At 65.6% G+C, this 24,829-nt stretch carries 23 protein-coding genes and 1 tRNA gene; 16 read left to right on the forward strand and 8 right to left on the reverse strand.

Annotated features, from left to right (window positions below; translation table 11 throughout):
* The first annotated feature begins 22 nt into the window (after positions 1-22).
* The 3 genes from AA0Z93_RS03210 to AA0Z93_RS03220 are packed head-to-tail and all read left to right on the forward strand — an operon-like array spanning position 23 to position 3,020.
* Positions 23-481, forward strand: a complete 459-nt coding sequence (locus AA0Z93_RS03210; RefSeq protein WP_413046423.1) for a tripartite tricarboxylate transporter TctB family protein — start codon at positions 23-25, stop codon at positions 479-481.
* A gap of 3 nt (positions 482-484) precedes the next feature.
* Positions 485-1,999 (forward strand): tripartite tricarboxylate transporter permease, encoded by a 1,515-nt coding sequence (locus AA0Z93_RS03215; protein WP_413046422.1) that lies wholly within the window; start codon positions 485-487, stop codon positions 1,997-1,999.
* Positions 1,992-3,020 carry an AbrB family transcriptional regulator gene (locus AA0Z93_RS03220; RefSeq protein WP_413046421.1) on the forward strand — a complete coding sequence of 343 codons (1,029 nt, stop codon included), beginning with the start codon at positions 1,992-1,994 and terminating at the stop codon, positions 3,018-3,020. Before AA0Z93_RS03215 ends, AA0Z93_RS03220 begins: the two co-directional genes overlap by 8 nt.
* Before the next feature lie 3 nt (positions 3,021-3,023).
* On the opposite strand, the gene ung is transcribed toward AA0Z93_RS03220, so the two are convergent.
* Together ung and AA0Z93_RS03230 are read right to left on the reverse strand one after the other, a co-directional pair.
* Complete coding sequence (gene ung, locus AA0Z93_RS03225) at positions 3,024-3,725, reverse strand: uracil-DNA glycosylase (RefSeq protein WP_413046420.1); 702 nt, start codon at positions 3,723-3,725, stop codon at positions 3,024-3,026.
* A gap of 145 nt (positions 3,726-3,870) precedes the next feature.
* Positions 3,871-4,320 (reverse strand): hypothetical protein, encoded by a 450-nt coding sequence (locus AA0Z93_RS03230; RefSeq protein WP_413046419.1) that lies wholly within the window; start codon positions 4,318-4,320, stop codon positions 3,871-3,873.
* 213 nt (positions 4,321-4,533) lie between these two features.
* On the opposite strand from AA0Z93_RS03230, the gene AA0Z93_RS03235 reads away from it, so the two are divergent.
* The 4 genes from AA0Z93_RS03235 to AA0Z93_RS03250 all read left to right on the forward strand — a co-directional run bounded on the left by AA0Z93_RS03235 (position 4,534) and on the right by AA0Z93_RS03250 (position 7,316).
* Positions 4,534-6,024, forward strand: coding sequence for a diguanylate cyclase (locus AA0Z93_RS03235; RefSeq protein ID WP_413046418.1), 1,491 nt, complete (start codon positions 4,534-4,536; stop codon positions 6,022-6,024).
* Between the two features lie 65 nt (positions 6,025-6,089).
* Positions 6,090-6,305, forward strand: a complete 216-nt coding sequence (locus AA0Z93_RS03240) for a cysteine-rich CWC family protein (RefSeq protein ID WP_413046417.1) — start codon at positions 6,090-6,092, stop codon at positions 6,303-6,305.
* A 103-nt stretch (positions 6,306-6,408) separates the two neighbouring features.
* Positions 6,409-7,101 carry a pseudouridine synthase gene (locus tag AA0Z93_RS03245; RefSeq protein WP_413046416.1) on the forward strand — a complete coding sequence of 231 codons (693 nt, stop codon included), beginning with the start codon at positions 6,409-6,411 and terminating at the stop codon, positions 7,099-7,101.
* A 141-nt stretch (positions 7,102-7,242) separates the two neighbouring features.
* A tRNA-Gly gene (locus AA0Z93_RS03250) sits at positions 7,243-7,316 on the forward strand.
* A 115-nt stretch (positions 7,317-7,431) separates the two neighbouring features.
* On the opposite strand, the gene AA0Z93_RS03255 is transcribed toward AA0Z93_RS03250, so the two are convergent.
* Positions 7,432-9,111: an IclR family transcriptional regulator C-terminal domain-containing protein gene (locus tag AA0Z93_RS03255; protein WP_413046415.1), complete on the reverse strand. Its 1,680-nt coding sequence runs from the start codon at positions 9,109-9,111 to the stop codon at positions 7,432-7,434.
* Between the two features lie 13 nt (positions 9,112-9,124).
* Here AA0Z93_RS03255 and AA0Z93_RS03260 point away from each other — a divergent pair, with 13 nt between their 5' ends.
* From AA0Z93_RS03260 to AA0Z93_RS03270, 3 genes are read left to right on the forward strand one after another with little or no spacing between them, the layout of a single operon-like run.
* Complete coding sequence (locus AA0Z93_RS03260) at positions 9,125-10,465, forward strand: MFS transporter (protein WP_413046414.1); 1,341 nt, start codon at positions 9,125-9,127, stop codon at positions 10,463-10,465.
* Positions 10,466-10,475: 10 nt separating this feature from the next.
* Positions 10,476-11,450, forward strand: coding sequence for a hydroxyacid dehydrogenase (locus AA0Z93_RS03265; protein WP_413046413.1), 975 nt, complete (start codon positions 10,476-10,478; stop codon positions 11,448-11,450).
* A 26-nt stretch (positions 11,451-11,476) separates the two neighbouring features.
* Positions 11,477-12,115, forward strand: coding sequence for an RraA family protein (locus AA0Z93_RS03270; protein ID WP_413046412.1), 639 nt, complete (start codon positions 11,477-11,479; stop codon positions 12,113-12,115).
* Positions 12,116-12,370: 255 nt separating this feature from the next.
* Here the strand turns inward: AA0Z93_RS03270 and AA0Z93_RS03275 are convergent, their stop codons facing one another.
* Together AA0Z93_RS03275 and AA0Z93_RS03280 are read right to left on the reverse strand one after the other, a co-directional pair.
* The gene (locus AA0Z93_RS03275; RefSeq protein WP_413046411.1) at positions 12,371-12,562 is read right to left on the reverse strand and encodes a DUF1289 domain-containing protein; all 192 of its coding nucleotides are present in this window, start codon (positions 12,560-12,562) and stop codon (positions 12,371-12,373) included.
* A gap of 191 nt (positions 12,563-12,753) precedes the next feature.
* The gene (locus AA0Z93_RS03280) at positions 12,754-13,227 is read right to left on the reverse strand and encodes a hypothetical protein (protein ID WP_413046410.1); all 474 of its coding nucleotides are present in this window, start codon (positions 13,225-13,227) and stop codon (positions 12,754-12,756) included.
* Positions 13,228-13,408: 181 nt separating this feature from the next.
* Here AA0Z93_RS03280 and AA0Z93_RS03285 point away from each other — a divergent pair, with 181 nt between their 5' ends.
* Positions 13,409-14,422, forward strand: a complete 1,014-nt coding sequence (locus AA0Z93_RS03285) for a DUF4917 family protein (protein ID WP_413046409.1) — start codon at positions 13,409-13,411, stop codon at positions 14,420-14,422.
* Between the two features lie 6 nt (positions 14,423-14,428).
* On the opposite strand, the gene AA0Z93_RS03290 is transcribed toward AA0Z93_RS03285, so the two are convergent.
* Positions 14,429-15,652 carry a class I SAM-dependent methyltransferase gene (locus AA0Z93_RS03290; RefSeq protein ID WP_413046408.1) on the reverse strand — a complete coding sequence of 408 codons (1,224 nt, stop codon included), beginning with the start codon at positions 15,650-15,652 and terminating at the stop codon, positions 14,429-14,431.
* A 97-nt stretch (positions 15,653-15,749) separates the two neighbouring features.
* Positions 15,750-16,394: a hypothetical protein gene (locus tag AA0Z93_RS03295; protein WP_413046407.1), complete on the reverse strand. Its 645-nt coding sequence runs from the start codon at positions 16,392-16,394 to the stop codon at positions 15,750-15,752.
* Between the two features lie 197 nt (positions 16,395-16,591).
* Between AA0Z93_RS03295 and bglX the strand changes: the two genes are divergently transcribed.
* The 5 genes from bglX (at position 16,592) to AA0Z93_RS03320 (ending at position 24,517) form a co-directional block, all read left to right on the forward strand.
* Positions 16,592-18,880: a beta-glucosidase BglX gene (gene bglX / locus AA0Z93_RS03300; RefSeq protein ID WP_413046406.1), complete on the forward strand. Its 2,289-nt coding sequence runs from the start codon at positions 16,592-16,594 to the stop codon at positions 18,878-18,880.
* A gap of 77 nt (positions 18,881-18,957) precedes the next feature.
* Positions 18,958-20,715 carry an ATP-binding protein gene (locus tag AA0Z93_RS03305; protein WP_413046405.1) on the forward strand — a complete coding sequence of 586 codons (1,758 nt, stop codon included), beginning with the start codon at positions 18,958-18,960 and terminating at the stop codon, positions 20,713-20,715.
* Positions 20,709-22,043: a sigma-54-dependent transcriptional regulator gene (locus AA0Z93_RS03310; protein WP_413046404.1), complete on the forward strand. Its 1,335-nt coding sequence runs from the start codon at positions 20,709-20,711 to the stop codon at positions 22,041-22,043. The genes AA0Z93_RS03305 and AA0Z93_RS03310 overlap by 7 nt, the downstream gene beginning before the upstream one ends.
* Before the next feature lie 264 nt (positions 22,044-22,307).
* Complete coding sequence (locus tag AA0Z93_RS03315; protein ID WP_413046403.1) at positions 22,308-23,624, forward strand: MFS transporter; 1,317 nt, start codon at positions 22,308-22,310, stop codon at positions 23,622-23,624.
* A gap of 281 nt (positions 23,625-23,905) precedes the next feature.
* Positions 23,906-24,517, forward strand: a complete 612-nt coding sequence (locus AA0Z93_RS03320; RefSeq protein ID WP_413046402.1) for a flavin reductase family protein — start codon at positions 23,906-23,908, stop codon at positions 24,515-24,517.
* Here the strand turns inward: AA0Z93_RS03320 and AA0Z93_RS03325 are convergent, their stop codons facing one another.
* Complete coding sequence (locus tag AA0Z93_RS03325) at positions 24,518-24,709, reverse strand: hypothetical protein (RefSeq protein WP_413048356.1); 192 nt, start codon at positions 24,707-24,709, stop codon at positions 24,518-24,520.
* Between the last annotated feature and the right edge of the window lie 120 nt (positions 24,710-24,829).

Here is a 24,829-nt window from a genome sequence, read left to right on the forward strand (position 1 = left end):
CTTCTCGATCGAGGATTCGCCCATGATCCTGCAACGCCTCTTCGCCCTCATCCTGCTGGCGGTCTGTGCCGCCCTGGCAGTGATGGCCTGGCCCTACCAGGCCGCCTTTTCCTACGAGCCGGTCGGGCCGCGTGCCTATCCGCTGCTGATGCTCGGCCTGATGAGCCTGGGCCTGCTGTACCTGGCGATCCGTCCCACGCCGATCGTGCGCAAGGACGACGAGCCCGAGCTCGACCGCGCCACGTTGACCAAGATCGCCCTCTGCGTCGGCCTGCTGCTGCTGTTCGCCTACACCTTCGAGTCGCTGGGCTTCATCCTCAGCGCGATCCTCGTCGGCATCCCCATGGCCCGTCTGTACGGTGGCCGCTGGCTGCACAGCGCGGTCGTGGTGACGGTGATGAGCGTGTTCCTCTACTGGCTGTTCGACCACATGATGGACGTGCCGCTGCCCCTCGGCCTGCTCAGCGTTCTGGAGAACTGAGACATGGATACTTTGAGCTACCTGGGCCAGGGCTTCGGCGTTGCCCTCTCCCCCTACAACCTGGTCACCGCCTTGAGCGGCACCCTGATCGGCACCGTGGTCGGCCTGCTGCCGGGCCTTGGCCCGATCAACGGCGTGGCCCTGCTGATCCCCATCGCCTTCGCCCTGGGCCTGCCGCCGGAATCGGCGCTGATCCTGCTGGCGGCGGTGTACCTGGGCTGCGAATACGGCGGCCGCATCAGTTCGATCCTGCTGAACATCCCCGGTGAAGCCTCCACCGTGATGACCACCCTCGACGGCTACCCCATGGCCCGTCAGGGTCTGGCCGGCGTGGCGCTGTCGCTGTCGGCCTGGAGTTCGTTCATCGGCGCCTTCATCGCCACCTGCGGCATGGTCCTGTTCGCCCCGTTGCTGGCGAAGTGGGCGATCGCCTTCGGACCGGCCGAATACTTCGTGCTGATGGTGTTCGCCATCGTCGCACTGGGCGGCATGGCCGGCGACAAACCCTTGAAGACCTTCATCGCCGCCCTGATCGGCCTGTTCCTGTCGGCCGTGGGCATCGACGCCAACAGCGGTGTGTACCGCTTCACCGGCGACAGCGTGCACCTGGCCGACGGCATCCAGTTCGTGGTGCTGGTGCTGGGTCTGTTCTCGATCAGCGAAATCCTCCTGCTGCTGGAGAAGACCCACCACGGCCACCAGGCAGTCAAGGCCACCGGGCGCATGCTGTTCAACATGAAGGAAGCGGCGTCGGTGTTCGCGGTGAACATCCGCTGCGGCCTGCTCGGCTTCGTCATGGGCGTGCTGCCCGGTGCCGGTGCGACCCTGGCCAGTGCCGTGGCGTACATGACCGAGAAACGCATGGCCGGTGAGAGCGGCAAGTTCGGCCAGGGCGACGCCCGCGGCCTGGCCGCACCGGAAACCGCCATCGGCGCCTCCTGCTGCGGCGCCCTGGTACCGATGCTGACCCTGGGCGTACCGGGTTCGGGCACCACGGCAGTGATGATCGGCGCGCTGACGCTGTACAACATCACCCCCGGCCCGCTGCTGTTCCAACAGCAGCCGGACATCGTCTGGGGCCTGATCGCTTCGCTGTTCATCGCCAACATCATGCTGGTGATCCTCAACATCCCGATGATCCGCATCTTCACCCGCATCCTGGCCGTGCCGAACTGGGCGCTGGTGCCGGTGATCGCGATCATCACCGGGATCGGCGTGTACGCCGTGCATGCCACCACCTTCGACCTGTTCCTGATGGTCGGCATCGGCATCATGGGCTACATCCTGCGCAAGCTGGACTTCCCCCTGTCGCCGATCCTGCTCGGTTTCATCCTGGGCGGTCTGATGGAGCAGAACCTGCGCCGCGCGCTGTCGATCTCCAACGGCGAACTGGGCATCCTCTGGTCGAGCCCGATCAGCCTGGGCGTGTGGGTGCTCACCGCGTGCATGATCTCGCTGCCGCTGATCCGCATCTGGCGCCGCCGCGCCAAGGCGCGTCGGGCACTGGCCGGTGCCTGACCGCGGTCTGCCGCTGTACTGGGCGACCGGGCTGGTCGGCCTTGCGGGCGGGTTTCTCGCCAGCAAGGTCGGCTGGCCTTTGCCTTGGATGGTCGGCGCCCTGCTGGCCATCATCCTGGTGCGTTGCCTGACGCCGTGGCAGCTGGCGGAAATCCCCCACGGCCGCAAGTGCGGCCAATGGATCATCGGCGTGGGCATCGGCCTGCACTTCACGCCGCAGGTGATCGAGCAAGTCTCCCATCATTTCCTGCTGATCCTGTTCGGTGCGCTGCTGACCACGGTGTCGAGCGTGATCGGCGTGGGGCTGCTGCGCCGCAGCGGCGAAGACCGCGCCACGGCGTTCTTCGCCAGCATGCCGGGCGGTTCGGGCGAGATGGTCAACCTCGGCGCGCGCAACGGCGCGGTGCTCAGCCAAGTGGCGGCGGCGCAGAGCCTGCGTGTGCTGGCAGTGGTGCTGTGCGTGCCGGCGTTGTTCAAGCTGCTGCTCGGCGAGGGTGTGGCGTTGAACCATGCTGGCAGCGTGAACTGGCCGTGGCTGGCGTTGATCGCGCCGCTGGCACTGGGTTGCGCGTTGATCTGGCAACGCCTGCGCCAGCCCAATCCCTGGCTGTTCGGGCCGCTTTTGGTAGCGGCGACGGTGAGCCTGGCCAGTGGCCTGCAGATATCGTTGCCCAATGGTGCCAGTCAGGTCGGCCAGTGGTTGATCGGCAGCGGCCTGGCCTGTCACTTCAACCGGGCGTTCTTTCGTCGGGCGCCGGTCTTTCTGGGCCGCACCTTGATCGCTACCGCGTTGAGCATGGCGGTGGCGGGTGCAGCGGCCTGGGCGCTGGGCGCGCTGACCGGGCTCGACGTACGCTCGCTGACCCTGGGCATGATGCCCGGCGGCATCGCCGAAATGAGCCTGACCGCCGAGACCCTGCAACTGTCGGTGCCGTTGGTGACGGCCATGCAGGTCATGCGCCTGCTGTTCGTCCTGTTCCTGGCCGAACCCCTGTTCCGCCGCTGGCAGCGCGCGGGCTGAAGCTCATGCGCCGGGGTTGGCCGGCAGCGCCCAATCGATCGGCTCGATACCGCGCTGTTCGAGGAACCCATTGGCCCGGCCGAAATGCCCGCAGCCGATGAATCCACGGTGCGCCGACAACGGTGAGGGATGCACCGACTTGAGCACCAGGTGCTTGGTGCCATCGATCAGCGCCTGTTTGCTCTGCGCATGCTTGCCCCAGAGCAGGAACACCACATGCTCGCACTGTTCGCTGACCACCTGGATGATGCGGTCGGTGAAGTGTTCCCAGCCTTTCTTGGCGTGCGAGGCGGCGTTGGCGCGCTCTACGGTCATGGTGGTGTTGAGCAGCAACACACCCTGCTCTGCCCAGCTCTGCAAGTAGCCATGGCTGGGGATGGGCAGGTTGAGGTCGCGCTGCAACTCTTTGTAGATGTTGACCAGCGACGGCGGCGTGGGCACACCCGGTTGCACCGAGAAGCACAGGCCGTGGGCCTGGCCGGGGCCGTGGTAGGGGTCCTGGCCGAGGATCACCACCTTGACCTGGGGCAGCGGCGTGGAATTGAGCGCATTGAAGATCATCGGTCCGGGCGGGTAGATCTGCTTGCCGGCGGCGTATTCCTGACGCAGGAACTCGCGCAGCTGGTGCATGTAGGGCTGGTCGAACTCGGCGCGCAGGGCGGCCTTCCAACTGGGTTCGAGTTTGATGCGATCGTCGTCGGTCATGGGGCGGTCCGAAATCAGGGGGCGCGACAGTAGAAAAGCGTCTTGCCCATGTCAACCATCCGACCGATGACCGACGCGTTCGGTTCGGCCGGTCCTGGTGGCGCGACGCCCGCGCTGAGGAGCGCGCGCATGGCCGGCGCCTGCCCTACCGACGCGGGCCGTAGTGCCCGCCATGCTGTCTCGGATCTTCGCCACGGCCCGGCCAGTTGCCGGGCCCGCCTCGGTACGGGCCGTCGCGGCCAGGCCGGGAGCGATAGTCGTACCGGTCGCGGTCGCGACCGTAGTCGTAACGTTGCCGATGACCGTAGTCATACCGCGGGCCACGCTCGCGGATGATCACCGGCGGCGGCGCGTAGGGCCGCAGGCGCGGATCGGGTACGACGCGGTAATGACCCCGTGGTGCCGGGTAATAGCGAGGCGGCGCGTCGTAGCGGTAGCGCGGCTGCGGTACCACGTAATAGCCGTCGCTCGGATACACCTCGCGCTCGACGGAATACACCTCGGTGCGGTACTGGCCGCCACCGGTGTAGGGTACGCAGGCGGCCGTCAGCGACGCCGCGAGTGCGAGGAACAGCATTCGGATTGGAGAAAACATGGGCGGCCTCCCGGACCGCTGGGTGCCCAGACCAACGACGCTGGCGGGCGTCGACCCAGGTACGTGGGTCGGCTTAGCTGAGACCGCGATTCCAGGGTTCGGTGCCAGCACCGCAACAATTTGAAACAGGTGCTTCGGCCGTGGAAAAACATGGGGCCATTTTCCCGGCTTGTCACTAGAATGGCCCGCCTAGGCAAACATCATGGGAAGATCATGCCGCCTCGCTCCGCTCTGTTCTCGCAGCGTTCGCTGATCCTCGCCTTGCTGGTGCTGCTGACCTGCGGCTTCCTGGCCACTTCGCTGCTGAGCTACCTCGCCTCGCGCAGCACCATCCGCGACAGCATCATCAACACCGAACTGCCGTTGACCTCCAACACCGTATATTCGGAAATCCAGAAGGATCTGATCCGCCCGGTGCTGATGGCCTCGATGATGGCCCAGGACACGTTCGTGCGCGACTGGCTGCAAGCCGGCGAGCAAGATCCCACGCGCATGACCCGCTACCTGCGCGAGATCGTAGCCCGGCAAGGCACCTTCACTGCCTTCCTGGTTTCCGAAGCCAGCCGCACCTATTACCAGGCCAAGGGCGTGCTGAAGCAGGTGGAGGCCGGCACCTGGCGCGACGCCTGGTATTTTCATCTGCGCGATGGGACTGCCCCTTACGAGATCAACGTCGACGTCGACATGGCCAACCAGGACGCCCTGACCCTGTTCATCAACTACCGCGTGCTCGACGACGACCAGCGTTTCCTCGGTGCGGCGGGCGTGGGCTTGAACATGAACACGGTGGTCGAGCTGATCGACGAGTACCAACGTCGCTACCAACGCTCGGTGTTCTTCACCGACGCCCACGGCAAAGTGCTGCTCACGGCCTCCGACGGCGGCCCCCATGGCTTGCACGTGGGTGACCGCATGGCGGGCAACGCCGCGCTGGGCGGCATGGCCAGCCGCATGCAGGCGCCCAGCGTCGGCAGCCACAGCTACGAAGACGCCGACGGGCACAGCCATTATCTGAACGTGCGGCTGATTCCCGAGCTGAACTGGTACCTGATGGTCGACAAGCGCGAGACCGGCGCGCTGGACCGCATCCGCGAGTCGCTGTACATCAACCTGCTGATCTGCGCGATGATCACCGTGGTGGTGCTGTTGCTGCTCAATGCCATGATCAAGCGCCACCAGGACAACACCGAGGCCCTGGCCACTCTCGACAGCCTGACCGGCCTGCCCAACCGGCGCAGCTTCGACCTGCTGGCCGAACGCGCCCTGCAACAGGCCAAGCGCGAGCAGACGGCGCTGGTGGCGCTGTTGATCGACCTCGACCATTTCAAGGCCCTCAACGATACCCATGGCCACCTGGCGGGTGACGAGGTGCTGCGTCAGTTCGCCCTGGTGCTGCAAGGCAGCCTGCGCCAGACCGATGTCCTCTGCCGCTGGGGCGGTGAGGAGTTCATCGTGCTGCTGCGGGGGGTGGCCGGCGAGGCGGCGCTGCATGTGGCCGACAAGATCCGCCTGCGCGCCGAGCAGCTGGTGTTCAGTTTCGAAGGCAGGCCGTTGCGCCTGACCACCAGCATCGGCATGAGCAGCCTGCAACCGGGCGACGACCTGCAAGCCCTGCTGGCCCGTGCCGACCACGCCCTGTACCGCGCCAAGCAAGGCGGACGCAACCGTGTCTGCGGCGAGCGCCTGGATACAGCGCATGACTGACGCTGCGTACCTCGCCCAGCAAGACGCACCCCAGCGCCTGCGCAGCGAACGCTTGGAAGCCGCACATGACTGACGCCCAGCACTGCCCCGCCTGCGGTGGCCGCAACGATTGCGCCCTGACCGACCCGCAACGCGCAGACCAGCCCTGCTGGTGCTATGGGGTCAGCATCGACCCTACCGTGCTGCTGGCCCTCCCCCTGGAGCAACGCAACAGCCGCTGTTTGTGTCCGCGTTGCGCCGGGGTACTGGCGCAGTTGGAAGCGGCATCGCCGTCCCGCTAGACCTCCGCATCGGCAGCATCACCAAGACCGTATAGAGACGCTGCGGCGTTCGCCACGGCAAAGCGCTAGACTGCGCGCCCCTGCCCACTACCTGCCGACCCCCATGCGCCTGGACCGATTTCTCGCCAACCTGCCCCAATACAACCGCCAGCAGGTGCGCCTGCTGCTGGCGCAGCGGCGCGTGTGCGTGGAGGGCCAGGCCGTGGACGACCCGCGCTGCGAGGTCAGGGTGTTCAGCCATGTGGAGGTAGACGGCCAGGTGCTGCAGGCCGGCGAGCCGGCGCGTTACCTGATGCTGCACAAACCGGCCGGCTGCGTCAGCGCCACCCGCGACCCCGAGCACCCCACCGTGCTCGACCTGCTGCCGCTCGCGCTACGCGAGGGCCTGCACATCGCCGGGCGCCTGGACTACAACACCACCGGCCTGTTGCTGCTGACCAACGACGGCCAATGGTCGCGCCGCCTGACCCAGCCGCGCACCAAGCAGCCCAAGACGTACCGGGTGCATACCGAAGACGAGATCGGCGCGCACTACGTGGCGCGCTTTCGCGAAGGGTTCCATTTCGCCTTCGAAGACCTCACCACCCTACCCGCCCAACTGGACATCCTCGGACCACGGGAGGCACGCCTGACGATCGTCGAGGGGCGCTATCACCAGGTCAAACGGATGTTCGGGCAGTTCGACAACAAGGTGGTGGCGTTGCACCGCGAGCAGATGGGGACGATCAGGCTCGACCCTGGGCTGGCGCCGGGGGCGTATCGCGAGCTGGATGCGGTGGAAATCGCTTCGGTTTGATCTGCGCGTTGGCAGGACAACCGGCGAGAGGCAGACGAGGGAATGCGGGGAAGGCGCGATGGCACGGGGCTTTAAAGGCGGTTATTTCGCAGTTCGTGCTTTCAATACCTGCCGCATTCTGGTAAAAAGTCGCCCTGCGAAGCGGGTATAGTTTAGTGGCAAAACGAAAGCTTCCCAAGCTTTAGTTGAGGGTTCGATTCCCTCTACCCGCTCCACCTCCAAGCCCCGACATACGCGGGCCCCAGCGTCAGCATCCAGTCCACTTTTCCTCTCGACTACAAGCGTCCAGCCCTGCCATCAGACACGCCTGCCCTTTTGCAGCGCCTGGCCTCAAGGCACGAATCGCCCCACCGCCCCCACAGAAAGCAAACGGCCTATGCGTTCCGAGGCCAGCCTCATGCTCTCGACCAGGGATGGGATATCACAATCTTCCTTGCGGTACTGCGGTATGGTCGCGGAAATCGATCCGGCAACGTGCCCATCGATGAAGAACGGCACGCCGATACCGAAGGCGCCCAGTACCCGTTCGCCGTCGCCCATCGACCAGCCTCGATCGCGGATCGACTGAAGGTCAGCCTGTAACTTGGCGTGCGAGGTGATCGTCGCGTCTGTGAGCTTTTCCAGCTTCAAACCCTCAGCGAACGCTGCTGGCAGATGAGCCAATACGGCTTTGCCCGCTCCCCCCGCATACAGCGGAACGTCCACCCCGGTTTCGAGCTGGTACTGGATGGGCCGCCACCCTTGAACGACCGTGAGGAACTGGGCCTTGGCAGTGGCGCGGTCGAACGACAGGTAGGCGATGGTCTCGCCCGTTTCCTTCACGAGGGCGTCGACGATGGCCTTGCAGAGTTTCACCGGGGAGTGGGTTTCGTTGCTCAGCAGCGCTGCCCATCGATAGAGGCGGGCACTGGGGTGGATCGCCTGCCCGTCGCTGTGTATCAGGCGTTCGAGCATGGCGGAGTCCATGATTTTCCTGGCAGTCGCCGCATTGCAGTGCAACTGGGCGGCCATGCCCGAACCGCACGCGTAGCCATTGGGCTCGGCGCAGACCAACTGAAGCAGCCCCTCCAGCCGGGCGACGATGGAACTGTCGCCATCGCTGACGACCTCAGGTCCAGCATCGCTTGACACGCCAACCGTCTGTGCCAGGCGGTCGGCTATCTGCTCGAGAACCGCCTGGGCCGTGTTGCGAACCTTGGCCTCGACACCGCCCAGCTCGTGTAACGACACCAGAATCAGCAACCCCGGTGCCAGTTGCCTCACCACCATCGAAACAGCCGTGGGGAACTCGATTTCGGCAATGCCCCTTGGCGGTTCGAGCGGTATTCGCTGTGGTGGGACTTCTTCCGAACAGGGATGCGTTCGCAGGTACTCGCTAAACCCTCTACCGATGTCTCCGAACGCCAAAGGGAACCGATTTCCGCGCTTGGGCCTGAAGAACAGATTGGCCGGGGCCTCGCCACAATGGAGGATGTAGTAGCCGTTCACATGCGGCGCGTACACCGACAGCACGGCTGCCTGCCGTGCGCTTTGCGCCAGATCGTCGAGCAGCTGCCGGGCCGTGTCCAACAGCGCACTGCGACGATTCAACGCGTGCATCAGCACCCTGAAGCGCGGCCCCACTCGATATTTTCCGACGCCCTCCTCGACCGCAAAGTCCCGTTCGACCAGGGCCACCAAAATGCGGTTGACGGTGCTCCGACTTTGCTCGAGTTCGTTGGCCAACTCCCTTACGCCCCAGGCTTCGCCATCCGCTCGTCTGACCAAAGCATCCAGCACCTCGATCAATCGACCGTGGCTGGACGTGGCTGCGCAGGCTTTGGAAGCCGCATGTTCAGTGGGTGCGTTAGGCATTTGATTGGCTGGCACGGCATTGGGAGATCGCCATTTTGTGCCCGTTGCAAGGTGCAGAGCAATCGCCGCCTGTTGACAGCCGGGCTGAGCGCGAGGATTCTTTAAAAAACAAAACAGGACACTGTCCCATTTTTTAAATATGGACGTGATCCACACCGTGGAGTGACCTATGAATAACAACAATACGTTGACGGAGTCTGTCGCCCTGCCCGAGCCTGGAGTCGAGCGCAAGACGAAAGCCAAGAAGGCCACTGCGGCAGCCGTCTTCGGTACGTTCGTCGAGTACTACGACTTCAGCATCTACGGCTACCTGGCGGCCACCCTCGCCCTGGTCTTCTTCCCTTCCGACGACCCGACGACGGGCTTGCTCAACACCTTCCTGGTCTTCGGTTCGGCATTCCTCGTCCGTCCGCTCGGCGCCATAGCATTCGGCTGGCTCGGAGACAAGGTAGGACGTCGAACGAGTCTGATCGCGAGCATCACCTTGATGGGGGTTGCCGCGACACTCATCGGCCTGCTGCCAGGCTATGCGCAGATCGGCGTCTGGGCACCCATCCTGCTGGTCGCGCTGCGCATGCTGCAGGGCTTCTCTGCCGGTGGCGAAATTGGCGGTGCGGCCAGCTACATCCGCGAGTGGGCGCCCGCCCATCGTCGCTCGCTGTACATCTCCTTCCTGCCATCGATCGCACAGTTCGGCAAAGGGCTCGCCGCAGCCATCGCCGGCCTTGCGGCGGCCTGGCTGACCGACCCGCAGATGGCCGATTGGGGCTGGCGCATTCCATTCCTGCTCGCCCTGCCCTTGGGCATCGTCGGCCTGTGGATGCGCCTGGGCATCGAAGACAGCCCGGAATTCGCCTCGAAAAAAGCCGACGAGCGCCAGGCACACAGCGCACCTTTCGCCGAGCTGGTGCGTGATTACATGCGTCCGCTCACCAAGGTCATGATGATCTCCCTGGTGCAGAACATCGGCACCTACATCGGCACGGTATTCATCGCCGCCTACTTCAGCTCGATCCTCGGCTACTCGAAGGGCCAGGCTTCCACCATCGTGCTGGTGGCCGTCAGCTTCGCCGCCCTGATGATTCCACTGGCGGGCCACCTCGGCTCGATCATCGGCAGCAAGGCCGTGCTGCGCCTGGCCTATCTCGGCTACGCAGTGCTCTCCGTGCCCTCGTTCCTGTTGATGCAGCAGGGCCAGGTCAGCCTGGCCATGGCCGGTCTGGCCCTGGGCATGGTGCCTTACGCGCTGTGCCTGGCCGGCACTTATTCGGTCATGCCCGAATTCTTCCCGACCCACGTTCGCCACACCGGCGTCGCCTTCGGCCACAGCGTGGGCGCCGTCATCGGCGGCGGCATCGGGCCGTTCATGGCCACCTGGCTGATCGGCGCCACCGGCAACCAGACGGCGCCTGCGTTCATCCTGAGCGCTGCCGGTGTCTTGGGGCTGATCGTGTTGTGGACGGTGCGCAACCAAGCGGCCGACGACGACAAAAAACATCAATTCGCCTGAGTACGACAGCATGCCTCTGATCTACGTCACCAGCCCCATTCACGAAACGATTCTTGCCCGCCTTGCGCAGATCGGCGAGGTTCGTCTCGGCTACGGCCCTCATGCCGTCGCTTATGAAGAAATCCACAACCAGGTCGATGCCGTGTTTTTGCGGGGTGGCCGCATCAGCGCAGAAATGATCGCGGCCTCGCCGAAGCTGAAGATCGTCGCTCGGCATGGTGCCGGCTATGACAACGTCGACTGCGAAGCGGCCGCCGACCACGGCGTCTGGGTCACGAACACGCCGGGTGCGAACCAGCGCAGCGTGGTCGAGCATGTCTTCGCCCTGCTCTTGTCGCTGTGCCGTAAACTGCCCCTGGCGTCCGAGCAAACCCGCAACCGGATCTGGGCGCAAGACCGCCTCTCGTTGACCGGCATCGAGCTCGAAGGGCGCACGCTGGGCCTGGTGGGGTTCGGCAACATCGGTTCGAGCGTGGCGCCCGTGGCGGAGGCGTTCGGCATGAAGGTGGTCTTCACCGACCCGGCCATCGACCCGGACTCGGACAGGCGCTGGGTGGACTTCGACACCCTCCTGTCCACGGCCGATGTCGTCAGCCTGCACGTGCCGCTGCTGCAGACCACGCGCAACCTGATCGGCGCACCCGAGTTCGCCAAGATGAAAACCGGCGCGATGCTGATCAACACCAGCCGTGGCGGCGTGGTGGACGAGCAAGCCCTGGTCGATGCGCTCAAGCGCGGCAAGCTGGCCGGTGCGGGGGCTGACGTTCTGGCCGCCGAGAACATCGACATGATCCGACCCTTCGCGCACGCCGCGCCAGACATCGCCGACACGCCCAACCTGATCGTCACGCCCCATGTCGCCGGCCAGACCGACGAGTCGCTGTTGCGCGTCGGCATGAGCGCCCTGGAAGCGATCGCCGCCGTGCTCGAGGGCCGGGCACCTGCCCACCCCGTCAACCAGCCTGTGGCGAAGTCGCTCGACTAAGCCTTGTTCGAAACGGGAGGTCTGCAATGTTCATCAATGTGTCCGACGAGTCGATCCGTGTTAACGCCGCCTGGGAGCGCGCCGACCTGGCGTTGGTCGAGGACATCTCGCGCTACCCGGTGGCCCTCATCGGCGACGTGCTCGACCGCATGGGCATGATGGCTTCGGCCATTCGCCACACCGCCGGCAAGCCCAGGTTCTTCGGCACCATCTTGCCGCTGAACACGCGTGAGGGCGACAACCTCGCCATCCACCGCGCGTTGGACGAAGCGCAGCCAGGGGATGTGCTGGTCATCAACGGCAACGGCGAGGTGAACCGCTCGGTGTTCGGCGACCTGCTCGGTGAGATTTGCCTGGCCAAGCAAGTGGCGGCGGTGGTCATCGATGGCGCGGTGCGTGACGTCGAGGAACTCGACGGCATGGGGCTGCCCGTCTATGCCCGCGCGGTGAACCCGGCCGGCCCCTCGAAATGGGGGCCGGGCCAGGTGGGCATCGCCGTCGCCTGCGGCAATGTCGTGTGCTACCCGGGCGATGCCATCATCGGCGACCGCGACGGCATCATCGTGGTTGCGCGCAGCCTGCTGCCGACCCTGGCTGAGCGGGTGAAACGCCAGGACGGTTACGAAAGCAGCTTCCGCGAGAAAGTGCGGGCGAGCGTGCGCTAGGTGCGGGAAACGTGCGGGCGGCATTGGCGATGACGAGAAGCATTGGCTCCTTGTGAGCCAGGTCTCACCCAGCTGTCGCGAGGCCGTCTGCACGGTCTTGCGCCTTGCCGAGGCGACGATCGCCTGGCCGCCGTCCTTTCAGATGCGAACGGCTTTGCGCGGTTCTATGCAGCGCTTCAGGCGCCCTGCTCAGCTACGTGCCACGTTTTACGCCTTCAAGCTGCAGAAGCCGGGCAAGGTTGGGTTGCAGACCATTCACTTCTTATCGCGTTTTTTCTTCTTGATCGCTTTCAGGCGGGCAGATGCACGTTCCACCGTATCCTTCTTCTCCGACCGCTTCATGCCCTTCCACTTGCGAATCTCCTCACGGCTGCGGCCGCAGCTCAGGCACATCTCGCTGTTGACCTTGCACTCGGAAATACAGGGGTTCTTGATCTCTTTGGCCATCGTTCAGTCCTGTGTGCGCAACGCTAGCCGCTTGGGCTTGCAGAGCCGTCGTTTCAGGTTCGAGCGTAATGGCAGGCAAATCATTCCCATTGCCTCGAACACTTCCTGCCGGAACGTCGGCACACTCGATGCAGTACGATAAGGGCCAATGCTTCTATACAAGGCCTAGCGTGCGCTGACGACCACAGGCATCACAACCGATCCTTGACCTGCGCCAACGCCTGTCGGGCTTTCGCCTCGCGTCGGTTCGGGCGCACCCCGGCGTTGCTCGGCCACTCGTGCCAGAGGTGCGCCACGATCGCCGCCGCGATGCCCCCGAGCAAACCGCACAACAGCCCGGCCAACAGTGCCAGGTGCGCTTGCGCCGGCGCGGTCTGGTCGAGCACCAACGCACTAACCCCACCGGCCCAGACCAGCGCCACCGCGAACCCCAGCAGGTAACTGCGCCCTTCGCGCTTGGGTCGCTTGGCGCCGCGGTTGAGCGCGGCCAGCAGCACCAGCGCCACCACCACCGCGCAGGCCACCACCGGCGCGGCCAGCGCGCACGCCCGGCCACCACAGAAGGTGGTGGCCGCCAGGGCGCCAATGCCGGTGAGCACGAGCAGGATCACGGCCACCAAGCGGCCTTCGACGTACTGCTCCGCGCCAAGCTGTTCGCTCGCCATAGCCTGAAACCTTTCCTACCTAGAGATGAGTGGTGCGGACGATATAGACAGCCGCGCGCGACCTCAAGGACTGCCGCTCGACGCCCGTCGCTTTCGGCCGACCGGTGCCTGCCAGCCCGCGCGTTGCGCCGAGGCGACGTGTTACAGTCGCGGCGTTCATGCGACCGCCCATGGAAGTCCAATGCCCGCACGCGATGCCCACCTGCCCTCCTGGGCCGAGCTCAACGACCGCCATCCCGCCACCGCCCTGTTGTTGGGCAACGGTGCCAGCCGCGCGCTATGGAAGCCATTCGGCTACTTTTCGCTGTTCGAGCAGGCCCAGCAGGTACGCCACAAGGCGCTGGGCATCAGCGACCAGGCGCTGTTCAGGGCCCTGGGCACGGAGCTGTTCGAGCCGGTGCTGAGCGCGCTGAACACCACCGTGCGCGCCAATGCCGCCCTGGCCATCAATTCCACCGCACCGCTCAACCGCTATTACTCGATCAAACAGGCGCTGATCCATGCCATCCGCGCCGTGCACGTGCCGCTGAGCCTGGTGCCGGACGGCACGCTGGCGCAGATCAACGCAGAGCTGCGCCGCTACCGCAGCGTGTACACCAGCAACTACGACCTGATCCTGCCCTGGGCCGTGCAGCACCAGCCCGAGGGCTTCGCGGCGCTGTTCGACGAACAGGGTTTCTTCGATGTGCGCCGCACGCAAGTCGACGGTACCCGCGTGCTGCACCTGCACGGCGGCCTGCATCTGTTGCGCCAGGCCGACGGCACCACGCGCCTGCGCGCCGCCGAGGGCCGCGAACTGCTCGACGGCGCGGCGGTGAACGTGCCGGGCGAAGTGCCGCTGTTCGTCAACGAAGCGCCCAGTGCGCACAAGCTGCAGGCCATCCGCGGCAGCGACTACTTGTCATGGTGCCTGGCGCAACTGGCCGCCGAAGGCGGCAACCTGTGCCTTCTCGGCCAGCACCTGGACGACAGCGACGGGCATCTGCTCGAGGCCCTGCGCCAAGCGCGTCCGGCGCGCATCGCCGTGGCGATTCGGCCATTGGGGGAGGCCTCGGTGCTCAACCAGCAGCGGCATTTCGGCGAGCGGCTGGGCGACCTGTCGGGCACCGCGCTGGACTTCTTCGACGCCAGCAGCCACCCGTTGGCGGCGCCCGGCCTGGCCATCGAGCCACCCAAGCACCTGCGTCGGCGCTGAGCGAGCTCAATGCGCCGGCAGCAGGCCGTCGGCGCGCAGCAAGGTTTCCAGGCAGTGCTCGGTGATCGAATAGAACGCCTTCAACTGCGCGATGCGCGCCAGCAGCTCCTCGTTCGGCAGCGGCCTCTCGCGCTTCACGGCCAGGACCATCTTGTTCTTGCTGGTGTGCTCCAGGGAAACGAACTCGAACACCTTGGCCTCGTAGCCGCAGGCTTCCAGGTACAGCGCGCGCAGGCTGTCGGTGAGCATCTCGGCCTGTTGGCCCTGGTGCAGGCCGTATTGCAGCATCGGCTGCAACATGTCGGGGCTGCGCAGTTGCGGGCGCAGCTGCTTGTGGCAGCACGGCGAGCACATGATGATCGCCGCCTGGCAGCGGATGCCGGTGTGGATGGCGTAGTCGGTGGCGACGTCACAGGCGTGCAAGGCGATCATCACTTCGATGGCATCCGGTACGACGCTGCGCACATCGCCACATTCGAAGTGCAGGCCGGGGTGCTCCAGGCGCAAGGCGGCGGCGTTGCACAGCTCGACCATGTCCGGGCGCAGCTCGACGCCGGTCACCTGCGCTTCGCGGCCCAGACTGTTGCACAGGTAGTCGTGCATGGCGAAGGTCAGGTAACCCTTGCCCGAACCGAAGTCGGCCACCCGCAACGGCCGTTCGGCCGGCAGCGGCGCGCTGGCCAGGGCGTGCTCGAAGACTTCGATGAACTTGTTGATCTGCTTCCACTTGCGCGACATCGACGGGATCAAGGCGCCCTGTCCATCGGTCACACCCAGGTCGCGCAGGAAAGGCCGCGACAGCGCCAGGTGACGCTTCTTCTCGCGGTCGTGACCGCTGCTGCCGGCGACCTCACGCGGGGCCTGGACGCCATGGCGTTGTAGCATGGCCTTGCCCTTCTTGCTGAAGGTCAGCTGCACCTCGCCGTCGGCGTCGAACAGGTGGGCATTGCGAAAGGCGGCGGGCAGCAGCTCGGCGGCCAGCGCCGGGACGTCGGCCAGCGGCAGGTTGCGGGTGAGGTCGCGGGTCTGGTGCCGGTACACCAGCGAGAGGTGCGGCTGACCCTTGATCAGTACCGGTTTGGCGATGATCCGCTGCAAGCTGGCATCGCTGCCGACATGCCGGGCCAGCACCAGCTTGCTCAGGGTGTTGTCGGCCAGTGCCCGGTCGAGCAGGGCGAGAAACTGGCTGCGCGCATCGGACGCGGCAGCGGTGGGAGCGGTAACGGACATGGACAGCAGGTGCCTCGAAATGCGGGAGCGCGGGGCGCAGTGGCGCGCATTCTACGTGGCCGGCGCAAGTAGGCGAAGCAGCAGGCGATGGGCGCGGTCAATCGAGCAGGACCAGGCGCTGGGCTACCAGGCGCTGGGCTACCAGGCGCTGCGCTAGCAGGCGCTGGGCTGGCGCTACGGATTCGCTTTCCGGCGCCAGCGCTTCGAGCAGATCGGCGCAACGCTCGATGGCCAGCAGCAACCCGGGCAACAGCTGCCTCTGGGTAAGGTCCGCACGCAGACGACGTTCGATGGCCTGCCGCTCGTTCGCCGCAACAGCCGGCGCACGCGCGGCCGCGTGGAGGATCTGCACGTAGCGCTCGGCCTCGCAGACGAAGATCAACAGCCCATCCTGCATGCCAAGCAGCTCGAAGTGTCTTCTTGCCAGCCGCGCCGCCTGCCGCCGCCGCACCACAGGCGGCACCAGCCAGCCGCTCAGGCGCGGATGGCGCAGCAGCAGACACAGGCCGATGAATGACAAGCCATGCAGCAGCAACAGCATGCGGCCCAGGTGCCAACCCAAGGCCGTCTGCAACGCCCAGGGCATGGCCAAGGCCAGCAAGGCGGCCCAGAACAGCGGCAGATAAGGGTAGTCGTCGATACGGCGTGCCAGCACCACACGCAAGGTGACGGCCGTGCGCCGCTCGGCGCTGGCGACGGCCTCGACGATCTGGCGCTGTTGCAACGGGGTGAGCGAGGTCATGCCCTGGGTCTCGGTGGCTTCTTATAGTTATGGGTGCATCGTGGTTCTGGAGCCGCGGCCATTATCAGGCATAATTCGGCGCCAGCCATCGGCAGACCGGCATGCCGTGGCCCGACGCACTGTACAACAATAGCCGCCCGAACACTTAGGTTGTCCGTACTCCCCTGGAGACGGCCTGCATTACTATGGAATCGACCATGAAATTGCCTTTGCTGGGCTTGGCTTTCGCCCTTGCCAGTCAGGCGGCGCTCGCCGCCGACGCCGCTCCCGCCCTGCAAGACAAGCAGGCCTTCATCGACCACCTGCTGGGGCAGATGAACCAGGCCGAAAAAATCGGCCAGTTGCGCCTGATCAGCATCGGCCCGGAAATGACCGCGCAGAAGATCCGCGAGGAAATCGCCGCCGGCCGCATCGGCGGCACCTTCAACTCGCGCACCGCCGCCGAAAACCGTCCCATGCAGGACGCGGCCATGCGCAGCCGGCTGAAGATCCCGATGTTCTTCGCCTACGACACCGTGCACGGCGAGCGCACCCTCTTTCCCATCAGCCTGGGCCTGGCCTCGAGCTGGGACTTGGCGGCCATCGCCCAGGTCGGCCGTACCTCGGCCATCGAAGCCTCGGCCGACGCCCTGGACATGACCTTCGCGCCCATGGTCGACATCGCCCGCGACCCGCGTTGGGGCCGCACCAGCGAAGGCTTCGGCGAAGACACCTACCTCACCTCGCGCATCGGCGAAACGATGGTCCGCGCCTTCCAGGGCAAGAGCCCGGCCGAGCGCGACAGCATCCTGGCCATCGTCAAGCACTTCGCCCTGTACGGCGCGGTGGAGGGCGGGCGCGACTACAACACGGTCGATATGAGCCTGCCGAAGATGTACAACGACTACCTGCCGCCCTACCGCGCCGGCATCGATGCCGGCGCCGGTGGCGTGATGGTCGCGCTGAACTCGATCAACGGCGTGCCGGCCACGGCCAACACCTGGTTGATGAACGACCTGCTGCGCAAGGACTGGGGCTTCAAGGGCGTGACCATCAGTGACCACGGCGCGATCCAGGAGCTGATCCGTCACGGCGTGGCCCGCGACGGTCGCGAGGCGGCCAAGTTGGCGATCAAGGCCGGGATCGACATGAGCATGAACGACTCGCTCTACGGCGAGGAACTGCCGGGGCTGCTCGAGTCCGGCGAAGTGAGCCAGGCCGAACTCGACCAGGCGGTGCGTGAAGTGCTCGGCGCCAAATACGAAATGGGCCTGTTCAAAGACCCTTACGTGCGCATCGGCAAGCCCGAAGACGATGTGCAGGACACCTATGCCGAATCGCGCCTGCACCGCGACGCCGCCCGCGACGTGGCCAAGCGCAGCCTGGTGCTGCTGGAGAACCGCGGGCAGACCCTGCCGCTGAGTAAATCCGCCGCCATCGCCGTGGTCGGCCCGCTGGCCGACGCGCCCATCGACATGATGGGCAGCTGGGCCGCCGATGGCCGGCCGCAGCATTCGGTGACAGTACGCGAAGGTCTGCGCCGGGCGCTCGACGGCCGGGGCAAGCTGGTCTACGCCAAGGGCGCCAACGTCACCGGCGACAAGGCGATTCTCGACTACCTCAACTTCCTCAACTTCGATGCCCCGGAAATCGTCGACGATCCGCGCCCGCCCGCGGTGCTGATCGACGAGGCGGTCAAGGCCGCTCAGCAGGCCGACGTGGTGGTGGCGGTGGTCGGTGAATCACGCGGGATGTCGCATGAGTCGTCGAGCCGCACCACCCTGGAAATCCCGGCCAGCCAGCGCGAGCTGATCAAGGCTTTGAAAGCCACAGGCAAGCCCCTGGTGCTGGTGCTGATGAACGGCCGCCCGCTGTCCATCGCCTGGGAACGCGAGCAGGCCGATGCCATCCTGGAGACCTGGTTCAGCGGCACCGAAGGCGGCAACGCCATCGCCGACGTGCTGTTCGGCGACTACAACCCTTCGGGCAAGCTGCCGATCACCTTCCCGCGCTCGGTGGGGCAGATTCCGATGTACTACAACCACCTGAGCATCGGCCGCCCGTTCACCCCAGGGCAGCCCGGCAACTACACCTCGCAATACTTCGAAGAACCCAACGGTCCGCTGTACCCCTTCGGCTACGGCCTGAGCTACAGCAGCTTCGCGTTGTCGGACCTGAGCCTGTCGAGCAAGCACCTGCAGCGCGGCGAAACGCTGCAGGCCAAGGTCACGGTGCGCAATACCGGCAAGCGCGACGGCGAGACCGTGGTGCAGCTCTATCTGCAGGACGTGACCGGTTCCATGAGCCGGCCGGTGAAGGAACTCAAGCGCTTCGAGAAGCTGATGCTCAAAGCCGACGAATCGCGCACCGTCGCCTTCGAACTGGGCGAGGACGACCTGAAGTTCTACAACGCCCAACTGCAACATGTGGCCGAAGCGGGCACCTTCAACGTGCAAGTGGGGTTGGATTCCCAGGACGTGCAGCAGCAGTCGTTCGAGCTACGCTGACCGCAGCGCGGGGCGCCGCCGCCGCGGCGCCTCGAGTTCGAGCCATGCCCGGCTACCTTCTTCCAGGGGACCGCCCCATGCCACTGTCCTACCGCGCCCTGCGTCTGGGGCTGATGATTCTGACCATCGTCGCCGGCACCGTTCTCAGCGCTGGCTGGGCCATGCAGCATGCCCAGCGCGATGCGATGCGCGCCGACGCCGCGCGCGCCAGCGAGCAGCTGAGCCTGTACGCCACTTCCCTGCACACTTTGATCGAGCGTTATCGCGCCCTGCCCGCCGTGCTCGCTCTGGACCCGGAATTGATCGCCGCCCTGCGCGGGCCGGTCGAGGGGGCGGCGCAAGAGGCGCTCAACCGCAAGCTCGAACGCATCAACGGCGCGGCACAGTCCTCGACCCTGGAATTGCTCGACCACACCGGCCTGGCCGTAGCCGCCAGCAACTGGCGCCTGCCGACCAGCTACGTCGGTTCCAACTACGGCTTCCGTCCGTATTTCAAGCAGACCCGTAGCGAAGGCACCGGGCGCTTTTTCGCCGTGGGCGTGACCAGCGGCGTGCCGGGCTATTTCCTCTCCAGCGCAGTGAGCGACGAGCACGAGCGCTTTCTGGGTGCGATGGTGGTCAAGCTGGAGTTCCCCGAGCTGGAGCGCGACTGGCGCCAGGGCAACGACGTGGTACTGGTCAGCGATGCGCGCGGCATCATCTTCATCGCCAACCAGGAGGGCTGGCGCTACCGCGAACTGCGCTCGCTCAACCGCGACGACCGCGCCGAACTCGCCGAGACCCGGCAGTACGACAAGCAGCCGCTGCGCCCGCTGCAACACCAGGTGCTGACCCGCTTCACCGAACACAGCCGCTTGAGCCGCGTGCAAGGCCCGCAAGGCAGCCGCGACTATCTGTGGGAAAGCCTGCCGCTGGACAGCGAAGGCTGGACCTTGCACCTGCTGCGCCAGCCGCAACTGGGCGAGGACGGCCGCAACGCCGCCTTGGGCGCGGCGGCTGTGTGGCTGAGCCTGGTGTTCGCCGCACTGTTCGTCAGCCAGCGCCTGCGCTTGGCGCGTCTGCGTCAGCGCAGCCGCGAAGCGCTGGAGCGCGAGGTGGAGCAACGCACCCGCGAGCTGCGCACCGCCCAGGAAGGTCTGGTGCAGAGCGCCAAGCTGGCGGCGCTGGGGCAGATGTCGGCGGCCCTGGCCCATGAGATCAACCAGCCGCTGACCACCCAGCGCATGCAACTGGAAACCCTGCGCCTGCTGCTCGACCATGGCCGTGTCGACCAGGCCCGCCAGGCCCTGGAGCCGCTGGAGCAGATGCTCGCGCGCATGGCTGCGCTCACCGGCCACCTGAAGACCTTCGCCCGCAACAGCCCCGGCGGCTTGCGCGAGCGTTTGGACCTGGCCGGCGTGGTCGACCAGTCCCTGCAACTGCTCGACACCCGCCTGCGCAACGACGGCATCGACCTGGCCCTGTACCTGGCGCGCCCGGCCTGGGTGCGCGGCGACGCCATCCGCCTGGAGCAGGTCCTGATCAACCTGCTGCACAACGCTCTGGACGCCATGGCCGACAAGCGCTTCAAGCGCCTGGAGATCCGCATCGAGCACGCCGGCCCCGATTGGCGCCTGAGCGTGACCGATTCGGGTGGCGGTATCGCCGCGGCCGACCTGCCCAAGGTCTTCGACCCCTTCTTCACCACCAAGCCCGTGGGCGACGGGCTGGGGCTGGGCCTGGCCATTTCCTACGGTATCGTGCACGAGGCCGGTGGCCAGCTGCGGGTCGAGAACCTGGCTGGCGGCGCCTGCTTCACCCTTTCCCTGCCCTGCGATCTGGAGCCTGTATGTTGAATTCGGTGATGGTCATCGACGATGAAGCGAGCATCCGCACGGCCATCGAACAATGGCTGAGCCTGTCGGGCTTCGACGTACAGTTGCACGATCGCGCCGAAACCTGCCTGGCGCAGTTGCCCGCGCACTTTCCAGGCGTGGTGATCAGCGATGTGCGCATGCCGGGCATGGACGGCCTGCAACTGCTCGAACAGTTGCAGCAGCGTGACGCCGACCTGCCGGTGATCCTGCTTACCGGGCATGGCGACGTGCCGATGGCGGTCGATGCGATGCGCCGCGGCGCCTACGACTTCCTGGAAAAGCCCTTCACGCCGCAACACCTGCTCGGCAGCCTGCGCCGCGCCCTGGAAAAACGCCAACTGGTGCTGGAGAACCGGCGCCTGCACGAGCAGGCCGACCTCAAGTCGCGCCTGGAAGGCACCTTGCTGGGCATGTCGCACGGCCTGCAGCAATTGCGTCGACAGGTACTGGAGCTGGCCGCATTGCCGGTCAACGTGCTGATCCGTGGCGAGACCGGCAGCGGCAAGGAGCGTGTGGCGCGCTGCCTGCACGACTACGGGCCGCGGGCCGGCAAACCCTTCGTCGCCCTCAACTGCGCGGCGATTCCCGAAGCCCTGTTCGAGGCCGAGCTGTTCGGCCACGAGAGCGGCGCCTTCACCGGCGCCCAGGGCAAACGCATCGGCAAGCTCGAATACGCCCATGGTGGCACGCTGTTCCTCGACGAGATCGAAAGCATGCCGCTGGCCCAGCAGGCCAAGCTGCTGAGGGTGATCCAGGAACAGAAGCTCGAGCGCCTGGGCGCCAACCAGAGCATCAGCGTCGATGTGCGGGTGATCGCCGCGACCAAGCCCGATCTGCTCGAAGAGGCTCGCGCCGGGCGCTTCCGTGAAGACCTCGCCTATCGCCTGAACGTCGCCGAGTTGCGCTTGGCGCCCCTGCGCGAGCGGCGCGAGGACATTCCGCTGCTGTTCGAGCACTTCGCCCGCCATTGCGCCGAGCGCCTGGGCCGTCAGGCCGCGCCGCTGTCGGCCCTGCAACTGACGCAACTGCTGGCCCACGACTGGCCCGGCAACGTGCGCGAGCTGGCCAACGCCGCCGAGCGCCATGCACTGGGCCTCGATGCGCCCGACGCCCAGGCCGATGGCGGCAGCCCGTCGTTGGCCGAACAGCTCGAAGCGTTCGAAGCGCAGTGCCTGCGTGCAGCACTGCGTCAGCACCGAGGTGAGATCAAAGCGGTGATGGAAGCATTGCAACTGCCACGGCGCACGCTCAACGAAAAGATGCAGCGCCACGGCTTGTCACGTGAGGATTTCGTCGAACGCGGATAGGCGGAATCTTGCCCACCGACTGGCGCAGATAGGCGGATTTCCGCTCACGCTCGATGGGTGGCCCGTGCTGCCCGCAGCTGTGCAAGCCGATCCGATTGTGCGTCTTTTGTTGCGCAACCCCGCTAAACCAGCACTTGCGACCCATTCCAGATACAGCGCTTGCACCCTTTCGATTCGCTCTGCACCCGATTGGCACACCTTCTGCAATCGTCTGGGCCTGCCTGCCATGGCGGGCCCTAAAAAAACAATGAGAAGGTATCCCTGATGGATAACACCACTTCCCTGCCAGGCGGGGCGGCGCCCGCGCCTGCTGTTCGCAGCACCTCCAGCCGGCTCAAATCGATCTTCAGCGGCTCGATCGGCAACATGGTCGAATGGTACGACTGGTACGTCTACGCCGCATTCTCGCTGTACTTCGCCAAGGCTTTCTTCCCCGCCGGCGACACCACCGCACAACTGCTCAACACCGCCGCGATCTTCGCCGTGGGCTTCCTCATGCGCCCGATCGGCGGCTGGCTGATGGGCTTGTACGCCGACCGCAAGGGCCGCAAGGCGGCGTTGATGGCCTCGGTGCTGCTGATGTGCGCCGGCTCGCTGGTGATCGCCCTGACCCCGGGCTACGAAACCATCGGCGTGGCGGCGCCGGTGCTGCTGGTGGTCGCGCGCTTGATGCAAGGGCTGTCGGTGGGCGGTGAGTACGGTACTTCGGCCACCTACCTCAGCGAGATGGCCAGCAAAGAACGCCGTGGCTTCTTCTCCAGCTTCCAGTACGTGACGCTGATTTCCGGGCAGCTCATCGCCCTGGCCGTGCTGATCATCCTGCAGAACACCCTGACCACCGAAGAGCTGTACGCCTGGGGCTGGCGCGTGCCCTTCGTGATCGGCGCGCTGTGTGCGGTAGTGGCGCTGTGGCTGCGTCGTGGCATGGAAGAAACCGCATCGTTCACCAAGAAGGAAAAAGCCAAGGAAAGCCTGATGCGCACCCTGCTGCGCCATCCCAAGGAACTGCTGACCGTGGTCGGCCTGACCATGGGCGGTACCCTGGCCTTCTACACCTACACCACTTATATGCAGAAATACCTGGTCAATACGGTGGGCATGAGCATCAGCGATTCGACCACCATCTCGGCGGCCACGCTGTTCCTGTTCATGTGCCTGCAACCGGTGATCGGCGCGCTGTCGGACAAGATCGGCCGACGCCCGATCCTGATCGCCTTCGGCGTATTGGGCACGGTCTTCACCGTGCCGATCCTGACCACCCTGCACACCATCCAGAGCTGGTGGGGTGCGTTCTTCCTGATCATGGCGGCGCTGATCATCGTCAGTGGCTACACCTCGATCAACGCCGTGGTCAAAGCCGAACTGTTCCCCACCGAAATCCGTGCCCTGGGCGTGGGTCTGCCTTACGCGCTGACCGTGTCGGTGTTCGGCGGCACGGCCGAATACGTGGCGCTGTGGTTCAAGAGCGCGGGTATGGAAACGGGCTACTACTGGTACGTCACCGCCTGCATCGCGTGTTCGCTGCTGGTGTACGCGACCATGAAGGACACGCGCAAGCATTCGCGGATCACTACCGACTGACGTTGTGGTGCGTGGGCGCGGTGGCTGGATGCCGTGCCTGCAGCGATGCAGTCCGCAAAAGACGAAGGGCGCCTCGGCTGACGGGGCGCCCTTTTTCATGCTTTGAAGAACAGCCGTGAGCCGATTAATCCACGTATTCGGCTCATTTGGTGAGCCGAATACGTGGATTAATCGGCTCACCACACCTGCAAACTCAGCCCCAAGTCCTATCAGTGAGCACTTGCAGCCACGCCCAGCCTTGGCACACTAGACAGCCCATCCCCCGCACAAGGCTGCACCCCATGCATTTCTACGAACCCGCCAAAGGCCATGGCCTGCCCCACGATCCGTTCAACGCCATCGTCGGGCCGCGGCCCATCGGCTGGATTTCCTCGCAGGACGCGCAAGGCCGGCTGAATCTCGCGCCCTACAGCTTCTTCAACGCCTTCAACTACATTCCGCCGATCGTGGGTTTCTGCAGCGTCGGGCGCAAGGACAGCCTGAACAACATCGAGCAGACCGGCGAATTCGTCTGGAATCTGGCCACCAAACCTCTGGCCGAGGCGATGAACCAGAGTTGCGCGGCAGTGGCGGCGGACGTCGACGAGTTCCAACTGAGCGGGCTGACGCCAGCGCCGTCGCGCATCATCCAGACGCCGCGGGTGGGCGAGAGCCCGGTGTCGTTCGAATGCAAAGTCACGCAGATCGTCCAGCTCAAGCGCGCCGATCAGGCGCTGGTGCCGAGTTGGTTGATTCTGGGTGAAGTGGTGGCGGTGCACATCGCCGAGCATTTGCTGAAAGACGGCATCTACGACACGGCGGCGGGCGAGCCGATCCTGCGCGGTGGGGGACCGGCGGACTACTTCGAGTTGGGCAACCTGTTCAAGATGAGCCGGCCGCAGGTGGAAAGCTGATCACCAGACCAGCTCGGCGTCTGCGCTGACGTCTACGAGGCGCTCGAGTTCGGCGCTGGCGGCGGCGTCGGCGGCCACGGCGCTGGTGAAATGCTGGCCGTCGAGCACTTTGTGAAAGCGCGGCGCGCCGCCTTCCACCAAGTGCTTCACGGCAATCGCTGCATGGTACCCGCCGCCTTCAGCGGGCACCATGGCGGAAACGGCTTCGAACTGGGAAAAGACTCTACGGGCCACGACGGCGCTCCACGGCTGGCGAAAAGTGCCGATTGTACACCTGCCTCAGGCTCCACAAGGTCTCGAGCAGCGGCCTTT

Source organism: Pseudomonas phoenicis (genome assembly GCF_047302395.1).
GTDB lineage: Bacteria > Pseudomonadota > Gammaproteobacteria > Pseudomonadales > Pseudomonadaceae > Aquipseudomonas.

Coding starts and splice junctions, on each gene's coding strand:
- AA0Z93_RS03210 (WP_413046423.1), top strand. CDS start 23: ATGATCCTGCAACGCCTCTTCGCCCTCATCCTGCTGGCGGTCTGTGCC.
- AA0Z93_RS03215 (WP_413046422.1), top strand. CDS start 485: ATGGATACTTTGAGCTACCTGGGCCAGGGCTTCGGCGTTGCCCTCTCC.
- ung (WP_413046420.1), bottom strand. CDS start 3,725: ATGACCGACGACGATCGCATCAAACTCGAACCCAGTTGGAAGGCCGCC.
- AA0Z93_RS03230 (WP_413046419.1), bottom strand. CDS start 4,320: ATGTTTTCTCCAATCCGAATGCTGTTCCTCGCACTCGCGGCGTCGCTG.
- AA0Z93_RS03235 (WP_413046418.1), top strand. CDS start 4,534: ATGCCGCCTCGCTCCGCTCTGTTCTCGCAGCGTTCGCTGATCCTCGCC.
- AA0Z93_RS03240 (WP_413046417.1), top strand. CDS start 6,090: ATGACTGACGCCCAGCACTGCCCCGCCTGCGGTGGCCGCAACGATTGC.
- AA0Z93_RS03245 (WP_413046416.1), top strand. CDS start 6,409: ATGCGCCTGGACCGATTTCTCGCCAACCTGCCCCAATACAACCGCCAG.
- AA0Z93_RS03260 (WP_413046414.1), top strand. CDS start 9,125: ATGAATAACAACAATACGTTGACGGAGTCTGTCGCCCTGCCCGAGCCT.
- AA0Z93_RS03265 (WP_413046413.1), top strand. CDS start 10,476: ATGCCTCTGATCTACGTCACCAGCCCCATTCACGAAACGATTCTTGCC.
- AA0Z93_RS03270 (WP_413046412.1), top strand. CDS start 11,477: ATGTTCATCAATGTGTCCGACGAGTCGATCCGTGTTAACGCCGCCTGG.
- AA0Z93_RS03275 (WP_413046411.1), bottom strand. CDS start 12,562: ATGGCCAAAGAGATCAAGAACCCCTGTATTTCCGAGTGCAAGGTCAAC.
- AA0Z93_RS03280 (WP_413046410.1), bottom strand. CDS start 13,227: ATGGCGAGCGAACAGCTTGGCGCGGAGCAGTACGTCGAAGGCCGCTTG.
- AA0Z93_RS03285 (WP_413046409.1), top strand. CDS start 13,409: ATGCCCGCACGCGATGCCCACCTGCCCTCCTGGGCCGAGCTCAACGAC.
- AA0Z93_RS03290 (WP_413046408.1), bottom strand. CDS start 15,652: ATGTCCGTTACCGCTCCCACCGCTGCCGCGTCCGATGCGCGCAGCCAG.
- AA0Z93_RS03295 (WP_413046407.1), bottom strand. CDS start 16,394: ATGACCTCGCTCACCCCGTTGCAACAGCGCCAGATCGTCGAGGCCGTC.
- bglX (WP_413046406.1), top strand. CDS start 16,592: ATGAAATTGCCTTTGCTGGGCTTGGCTTTCGCCCTTGCCAGTCAGGCG.
- AA0Z93_RS03305 (WP_413046405.1), top strand. CDS start 18,958: ATGCCACTGTCCTACCGCGCCCTGCGTCTGGGGCTGATGATTCTGACC.
- AA0Z93_RS03310 (WP_413046404.1), top strand. CDS start 20,709: ATGTTGAATTCGGTGATGGTCATCGACGATGAAGCGAGCATCCGCACG.
- AA0Z93_RS03315 (WP_413046403.1), top strand. CDS start 22,308: ATGGATAACACCACTTCCCTGCCAGGCGGGGCGGCGCCCGCGCCTGCT.
- AA0Z93_RS03320 (WP_413046402.1), top strand. CDS start 23,906: ATGCATTTCTACGAACCCGCCAAAGGCCATGGCCTGCCCCACGATCCG.
- AA0Z93_RS03325 (WP_413048356.1), bottom strand. CDS start 24,709: ATGGTGCCCGCTGAAGGCGGCGGGTACCATGCAGCGATTGCCGTGAAG.